Annotated in this window: 6 protein-coding genes; all 6 read left to right on the forward strand. The window is 72.5% G+C overall.

Translation table 11 applies throughout. The features are described from left to right. The coding region (locus FOE67_RS10605) for an FHA domain-containing protein (RefSeq protein WP_182662920.1) at positions 1–314 on the forward strand (314 nt) is incomplete at its 5' end. Positions 315–324: 10 nt separating this feature from the next. Next, positions 325–843, forward strand: a complete 519-nt coding sequence (locus FOE67_RS10610; RefSeq protein WP_182662922.1) for an FHA domain-containing protein FhaB/FipA — start codon at positions 325–327, stop codon at positions 841–843. Between the two features lie 73 nt (positions 844–916). Continuing rightward, positions 917–2368: a PP2C family protein-serine/threonine phosphatase gene (locus FOE67_RS10615; protein WP_182662924.1), complete on the forward strand. Its 1452-nt coding sequence runs from the start codon at positions 917–919 to the stop codon at positions 2366–2368. A 137-nt stretch (positions 2369–2505) separates the two neighbouring features. Continuing rightward, positions 2506–3834 carry an FtsW/RodA/SpoVE family cell cycle protein gene (locus FOE67_RS10620; protein ID WP_228473746.1) on the forward strand — a complete coding sequence of 443 codons (1329 nt, stop codon included), beginning with the start codon at positions 2506–2508 and terminating at the stop codon, positions 3832–3834. After that, positions 3831–5297, forward strand: coding sequence for a peptidoglycan D,D-transpeptidase FtsI family protein (locus FOE67_RS10625; protein WP_182662926.1), 1467 nt, complete (start codon positions 3831–3833; stop codon positions 5295–5297). Before FOE67_RS10620 ends, FOE67_RS10625 begins: the two co-directional genes overlap by 4 nt. Positions 5298–5746: 449 nt before the next feature. Continuing rightward, entirely contained in the window at positions 5747–7798 is a 2052-nt protein-coding gene (gene pknB / locus FOE67_RS10630) for a Stk1 family PASTA domain-containing Ser/Thr kinase (protein WP_182662928.1), read from the forward strand. Positions 7799–7831: the final 33 nt, after the last annotated feature.

Raw genomic sequence — 7831 nt, forward strand, 5'->3', positions numbered from 1 at the left:
CCCCGGCGCTGCCCGCCCGGGCCCCGCAGACCCGCGTCCGACGCTGGGTGGAGATCAACGGCACCCGCCACCAGATCTCCCGCCCCACCCTGGTCCTGGGTCGCAGCACCGAGTCCGACGTGCGGATCGACGACCCCGGCGTCTCCCGTCGGCACTGCGAGATCCAGGCCGTGGACCCGCCCGCCGTGCGCGACCTCGGCTCCACGAACGGCATCGTGGTGGACGGCCGCCCCACCAAGCACGCTACGCTCCGCGACGGCTCGCGGATCATCGTGGGCAGTACGACCATCATCTACCGGCAAGCCGAAGGGTGAAGCGGGGGCAATGTCAGAACTGACCCTGACGGTCATGCGGCTGGGATTCCTGGCCGTCCTGTGGCTGTTCGTCATCGTGGCCGTTCAGGTCATCCGCAGCGATCTCTTCGGCACCCGGGTCACCCAGCGCCGGGTCGCCGCCGCCGGGCCGCGTCGCGCCCCGGACCAGCGGGCCCCGCAGGGCCGCCGGCAGCAGCCGCCCGCCGACCGCTCCGGCGGCCGGCGGCGCCGCGGCGCGCCGACGAAACTGGTCGTCACCGAGGGTTCGCTGACCGGCACCACTGTTGCTCTGCAGGGGCAGACCATTACGCTCGGCCGGGCGCACGACTCGACCATCGTGCTGGACGACGACTACGCCTCCGGCCGCCACGCCCGGATCTACCCCGATCGCGACGGCCGGTGGATCGTGGAGGACCTCGGATCCACCAACGGCACCTTCCTCGGTCGCTCCCGGCTGACCGGCCCCATGCCCATCGAGCCCGGCTCCCCCGTGCGGATCGGCAAGACGGTCATCGAGCTGCGGAAGTAGGGTCGGACCCACACATGACGACCAGAGGGCGGGCACCGTGCGGAGATCCACGGAACCGATGGATGAGGCGAGCATGAGCCTGGCACTGCGATTCGCCGCCGGATCCCACACCGGCATGATCCGGGACCACAACGAGGACTCCGGCTACGCCGGTCCCCGGCTGCTCGCCATCGCCGACGGCATGGGGGGGCAGGCGGCCGGAGAGGTCGCCAGCTCCGAGGTCATCTCGGCCCTCGTCCAGCTCGACGACGACATCCCCGGTTCGGACGTCCTCACCTCCCTGGACGACTCCGTGCAGCGGGCCAACGCCCGGCTGCGCGGCATGGTGGAGGAGGACTCCCGCCTCGACGGCATGGGCACCACCCTGACCGCCCTGTTGTGGACGGGACGGCGACTGGGGCTGGTGCACGTCGGCGACTCCCGCGCCTACCTGTTGCGGGACGGGCAGCTCACCCAGATCACCCAGGACCACACCTGGGTGCAACGGCTGGTGGACGAGGGCCGGATCACCGAGGAGGAGGCGGGCACCCACCCGCAGCGCTCCCTGTTGATGCGGGCGCTGGGCAGCGCGGACCAGGTGGAGGCCGATCTCTCCATCCGGGAGGTCCGCACCGGCGACCGCTACCTGCTGTGCTCCGACGGCCTGTCCGGCGTGGTCAGCCACGAGACGCTGCAACAGACCCTGGGCGCCTTCGCCCCGCCGCCGGAGACGGTGCGCGAGCTGATCGACCTGGCGCTGCGCGGCGGCGGCCCGGACAACATCACCTGCATCGTGGCCGACGTGCTGGACACCGGCCGCGGCGAGGGCGACACCCTCGCCACCCAGCTCAACGACGCCCCGCAGATCGTCGGCGCCGTCGCCGAGGTCCGACCGGGCCGCCGGGAGTCGGGCGGCGGCGGGACGCCGGCGGCGCGCGCCGCCGAGCTGAACCGCTCCGGCGCGGACGGCCGCGGCGACGAGGACGACGTGCTGGGGTCCTTCGGCGACGAGTACCGCCGGGACCGGCCCCGGCGTCGCTGGTGGAAGCGCGGCATGCTGATGGTGCTGGTGCTCGGTCTGGTCGGCGCCGCCGGCTGGGCCGGCTGGCGCTGGACGCAGAACCAGTACTTCGTGGGGGCCAACGGCGATCACGTCGCGGTCTTCCGCGGGGTCAGCCAGGACCTCGGTCCGCTGAGGCTGAACAGCGTGCACCGCGACCACCCCGAAATCGCACTGGAGTGCCTGCCGGAGTACCAGCGGGGTCTGGTCGAGAACGCCATCCCCGCCCGCGACCTGCGCGAGGCCGAGGAGAAGATCGTCGAGCTGACCGAGGACACCGCGACCTGCCGCGAGGAGGCCGAGGCCGGGGACGCCCCCGCCGAGGAGCCCGGCACCGACCCGACCGACGGCCCCGGCGCCGAGGAAGCCGGCACCGAACCGGGGGAGCCGGCCGACCCGGACTCCCCCGTGCCCCCCACCGGCACCCCGGACACCGCGGACGCGGCCGGCGCCCCCGACCCCGTCCCGGCCCGCGCCGGGAGCTGACGCCGAACGAACGAGCCATGAGCAGCACGCGCACACCGACCGGAGCCCCCGGCGCCGTCCCCGGCACCGACCCGGTGACCGGCAACACCACCGTGGGCGCCCTCGCCCCGCCGAGCAGGCGCAACACCGAGCTGGCCATGCTCGTGTTCGCGGTCCTGATCCCCGTCCTGGCGATGGCCAACATCGGCCTGGCCAAGGACGGTTCGCTGCCGCCCGGCATGCTGGGCTACGGGGCCGGGCTGGCCGCCATCGCGGGCATCGCGCACCTGGTGGTGCGCCGTTTCGCCCCGTACGCCGACCCCCTGATGCTGCCCATCGCCACCCTGCTCAACGGCCTGGGCCTGGTGCTGATCTGGCGCCTGGACCTGGAGCCGACCATCACCACCGCCCGCCTCGGCGGGGCGATGGCGCCCAACCAGTTGATCTGGTCGGCGGTCGGCGTGCTGCTCTTCCTGGGTGTGCTGATCCTGCTCAAGGACCACCGCATCCTGCAGCGCTACACCTACATCTCGATGGTGGTGGCGCTCATCCTGCTGATCTCGCCGCTGTTCTTCGGCGAGGTCAACGGCGCCCGGATCTGGGTGACCATCCCGGGCGTCGGCTCGCTCCAGCCCGGTGAGTTCGCCAAGATCGTGATAGCGGTGTTCTTCGCCGGCTACCTCATGGTCAAGCGGGACGCCCTGGCGCTGGCCAGCCGCCGCTTCATGGGGATGTACCTGCCGCGCGGCCGGGACCTGGGCCCCATCCTGCTGGTGTGGGCGCTGAGCCTGATGATCCTGGTCTTCGAGACCGACCTGGGCATGTCCCTGCTGTTCTTCGGGATCTTCGTGGTGATGCTGTACGTCGCCACCGAGCGCACCAGTTGGATCGTCTTCGGCCTGCTGCTGTCGGTCAGCGGCGCGGTCGCCGTGGCGAGCTTCAACAGCCACGTCGGCCACCGGGTGGACAACTGGCTCAACCCCTTGTCCCTCGGGGCCAACGGCGGTGTGACCGAGACCGCGCAGGCGATGTACGCCTTCGGTTCCGGCGGGCTGCTCGGCTCCGGCCTCGGCCAGGGCTACTCCCGGCTGATCGGCGGCATCGCCACCAAGAGCGACTACATCCTGGCGACCGTCGGCGAGGAGCTGGGCCTGGTCGGGCTGATGGCGGTGCTGCTGCTGTACGGCCTGCTGATCCAGCGCGGTCTGCGCACCGCCCTGGCCGCCCGCGACCCCTTCGGCAAGCTGCTGGCGGTGGGCCTGAGCGGCGTCTTCGCGCTCCAGGTCTTCGTGGTCGCCGGCGGCGTCACCGCGCTGATCCCGCTCACCGGCATGACCATGCCGTTCCTGGCCCAGGGCGGCTCCTCCGTGATCGCGAACTGGGCCCTGGTGGCGCTGTTGCTGCGCATCAGCGACACCGCCCGCCGTCCCGCGCCGGAACCGGCGGCCGGGATCGACGCCGAACAGACTCAGGTGGTCCGCACATGAACAAGCCGATGCGGCGGGTCGCGATCTTCTGCGGCCTGCTCATGCTCGCCCTGCTCCTGCGCGTGAACTGGGTGCAGTTCGTCCAGGCGACGGAGCTGCAGACCGACCCCAACAACCGCCGGGTGGCGATCGAGCGGTACGCCCACCCGCGCGGCGACATCATCGTCGAGGGCACCGCCATCACCGGGTCGGAGGAGACGGACGGCACCGACTTCCGGTACAAGCGCACCTACACCGACGGCGAGATGTGGGCGCCGGTCACCGGCTTCGCCTCCCAGGTCTTCGGCACCACCCAGCTGGAGAGCATCTACGACTCGATCCTTACCGGCGACGACGACCGGCTGTTCTTCAGCCGCACCATCGACATGCTGACCGGCAAGGACAAGCAGGGCGGCAGCGTCGTCACCACGCTCAACGAGGCCGCGCAGCGCGCCGCCTGGGAGGGCCTGGAGGGCAAGAAGGGCGCGGTCGCCGCGATCGACCCGACCACCGGCGCGATCCTCGCGCTGGTCAGCGCCCCGTCCTACGACCCCTCCACCTTCGCCGGCGGCTCCTCCGCGGACGGCGAGGCATGGGCGGGACTGCAGCAGGAGAACAACGAGGACGCCCCGATGCTGAACCGGGCGCTGCGCGAGACCTACCCCCCCGGCTCCACCTTCAAGGTGCTCACCGCCGCGGCGGCGCTGGAGAACGGCCTGCTGAACGACGTGGACGAGTCCACGGACTACCCGGAGCCCTACGTGCTGCCGGACACCGCCGGCGTGGAGTTGGGCAACCAGATCGTCGGCCGCTGCGAGGACGCCTCCATCCGGATCGCCCTGATGGACTCCTGCAACACCGTCTTCGCCGGGTTGAGCGCCGACATCGGCAACGAGGGCATGATCGAGGCCGCCGAGTCCTTCGGCTTCAACGAGGAGGTCTTCGTCCCCGTCCGGGCGGCGGCCAGCGTCTACCCGGAGGACAACCGGCCGCAGAACGCGATGGCGGGCATCGGCCAGGCCTCCAACCGCGCCACGCCGCTCCAGATGGCCATGGTCACCGCCGCCATCGCCAACGACGGCAAGCTGATGGAGCCGTACATGGTGGATCGGCTGGTGGCGCCGAACCTGAACGTGGTCGAGCAGCACCGGCCCTCCGAGATGAGCCGCCCGCTGTCCCCGGAGAACGCCCAGGCGCTGCAGAGCGCGATGGAGAGCGTGGTCGAGGAGGGCACCGGGCAGAACGCCCGGATCGACGGCGTCCGGGTCGGCGGCAAGACCGGTACCGCGCAGCACGGCGAGGACAACGAGAACCTGCCGTACGCGTGGTTCATCTCCTACGCCGTGCCGGAGGACGGCGGCACGCCGGTGGCGGTCGCGGTGGTGGTCGAGGACGGCAGCGCGGAGCGCGACCGGATCTCCGGCGGCGGCCTCGCGGCGCCGATCGCGAAGGCCGTGATGGAGGCCGTGGTCTCCGGCGGGTGACCCGGGGTGGGCGCGGGTTCCCCCGCCCCGCCCCGGTGGTCGGGGCCGCCGGCCGAGCGGGGGCCGCGTGACGTCGCTCACGCGCCGGGCCCCGGCGCGGGCGCGCGGCGCGTACCGGCCGCGGATCCACTCCGATGACGCGCGTTTTCCCCCGTGCCGCCGCGGTACCGGGAGGATCGGCGCAACCGATCGGCTTTCCCGACAGTCCTATTCGTGACGGCATCGCGGGGTGTTCCCCTGGCCGGGGGTCTCCCGCGTGCCGAACCCGCCCGACGGGTCGCCGGGAGGGACCGTGCGCCGCGGTGCCGGTTGCGCATCGGCGGGTCTCCCGTGTACGGGGGTCCGCCCGCGCCGGGTACCGTATGCGCGGGCGGACCCCCGTACAGGGAGCCCGCGGCAGACCGCTCGCCCGACCGGGGAGGCCGGGACCAACGGAGAGGGCTGGAAGCATGGAAGAGCCGCGTCGCCTCGGCGGGCGGTACGAGCTGGGACAGGTACTGGGGCGCGGCGGCATGGCCGAGGTCCACCTGGCCCACGACACGCGTCTGGGCCGCACGGTGGCCGTGAAGACGCTGCGTGTCGACCTCGCCCGCGACCCCACGTTCCAGGCCCGCTTCCGGCGGGAGGCCCAGTCGGCCGCCTCGCTCAACCACCCCGCGATCGTCGCCGTCTACGACACCGGCGAGGACTACGTCGACGGCATCTCCATCCCGTACATCGTGATGGAGTACGTGGACGGCTCCACGCTGCGCGAACTGCTGCACTCGGGGCGCAAGCTGCTGCCCGAGCGGTCCCTGGAGATGTGCATCGGCATCCTCCAGGCGCTGGAGTACTCGCACCGCAACGGCATCGTGCACCGGGACATCAAGCCCGCCAACGTCATGCTGACCCGCAACGGCCAGGTCAAGGTGATGGACTTCGGCATCGCCCGGGCCATGGGCGACTCCGGCATGACCATGACCCAGACCGCCGCGGTCATCGGCACCGCCCAGTACCTCTCCCCGGAGCAGGCCAAGGGCGAGACGGTGGACAACCGGTCCGACCTCTACTCGGCGGGCTGCCTGCTCTACGAACTGCTGACGGTCCGGCCGCCCTTCGTCGGCGACTCCCCGGTCGCGGTCGCCTACCAGCACGTGCGCGAGGAACCGCAGCCGCCCAGCGTCTACGACCCGGAGATCCCGGCCGAGATCGACGCCATCGTGCTCAAGGCGTTGATGAAGGACCCCGATTACCGCTACCAGTCGGCGGACGAGATGCGCGCCGACATGGAGGCGTACCTCGACGGCCGCCCGGTGGCCGCCGCGGCGGCGATGGGCGCGGCCGGGTACGGCGGCGGATGGGGCGAGGACCGGCCCACCCAGGCGCTGCGGGCGCAGTCGGGCGGCCCCGCCACCTCGGTGATGGCCCCGGCGGACGACGGTTACGGCAACGGGTACGACGACCGGTACGACGACCGCGACTCCCGCCGCCGGAAGAACAACACCTCGACCGTCCTGTTGGTGGTCGCGGGCGTCCTGGTGCTGATCGGCGCGATCTTCATCGGCCGGGCGCTGTTCCCCGGGAATCCGCCGAACGACACCTCGGTACCGAACCTCCGGGGGCTGGAGTACGAACAGGCCGTCGGAAGACTGGACAGTGTCGGACTGGTCGCCGAGGAGGGTGGCGTCAGACCCTGCGAGGGGGTCGAGGAGGGCCTGGTCTGCGAGACCGACCCGGCCGCCGACACCGAGGTCCCGCGCGGCACGGTGGTCACGGTGTACACCGCCGCCGGACCGGAGGACGTGTCGGTCCCCGACGTCGTCGGCGAGCGCTACGAGGACGCCGTGGCGACCCTGCGCGAGGCCGGTCTGGACGTGGAGCGGCGCAACGAGGTCACCGACGAGGCCGAGGAGGGCACGGTCCTGGGCCAGGACCCCGGCGCCAACGAGGAGGTCGAGCCGGGGTCCACCGTGACCCTGACGGTGGCCACCGCGCCCGAGGACGCCGAGGTGCCGGACGTGGTGGGCCTGTCCTTCGAGGACGCCCAACGCCGACTGGAACAGGAGGGCTTCACCGTCGCCCGCCGGGACCAGGAGAGCGGCGACGTGGCGGCCGGCCAGGTGCTGGCCCAGGACCCGACCGCCGGATCGCGCCGGGCACCGGGCAGCCAGATCACCGTCACGGTGGCGCTGCAACCGCAGCCCCAGCAGGTGCAGGTGCCGAACGTGGTCGGCCGGCCCTTCGACGAGGCCCGTGCCGAACTGGAGGGGCTCGGCCTGCAGGTCGAGCGCCAGGGGCCCGGCGGCGGCAACGCCGTGGTGGTCGGTACCGATCCCGGCGCCGGCAACCCCGTGGAGGAGGGCTCCACCATCCGGGTGTTCACCCAGCGCGGCGGGCCCGGCGGGAACAACGGCGGCAACGGCGGGGACGACGGCGGCGGGGGCGACGACGGCGGCGGTGAGGACGACGGCGGCGGCGACAACGGCCCCGGCGGCTTCATCGGCGGCATCGGCAACGGCTGACGCCCCTCGGGAGACACGGCTCCGGGGGCGGGA

Source organism: Streptomyces calidiresistens (genome assembly GCF_014141525.1).
In the GTDB taxonomy this organism is placed as follows: domain Bacteria; phylum Actinomycetota; class Actinomycetes; order Streptomycetales; family Streptomycetaceae; genus Streptomyces; species Streptomyces calidiresistens.

What these genes read in the sequence shown, in the direction of transcription:
- FOE67_RS10610 (WP_182662922.1), top strand. Translation starts at nt 325, where the DNA reads ATGTCAGAACTGACCCTGACGGTCATGCGGCTGGGATTCCTGGCCGTC.
- FOE67_RS10615 (WP_182662924.1), top strand. Translation starts at nt 917, where the DNA reads ATGAGCCTGGCACTGCGATTCGCCGCCGGATCCCACACCGGCATGATC.
- FOE67_RS10620 (WP_228473746.1), top strand. Translation starts at nt 2,506, where the DNA reads ATGCTCGTGTTCGCGGTCCTGATCCCCGTCCTGGCGATGGCCAACATC.
- FOE67_RS10625 (WP_182662926.1), top strand. Translation starts at nt 3,831, where the DNA reads ATGAACAAGCCGATGCGGCGGGTCGCGATCTTCTGCGGCCTGCTCATG.
- pknB (WP_182662928.1), top strand. Translation starts at nt 5,747, where the DNA reads ATGGAAGAGCCGCGTCGCCTCGGCGGGCGGTACGAGCTGGGACAGGTA.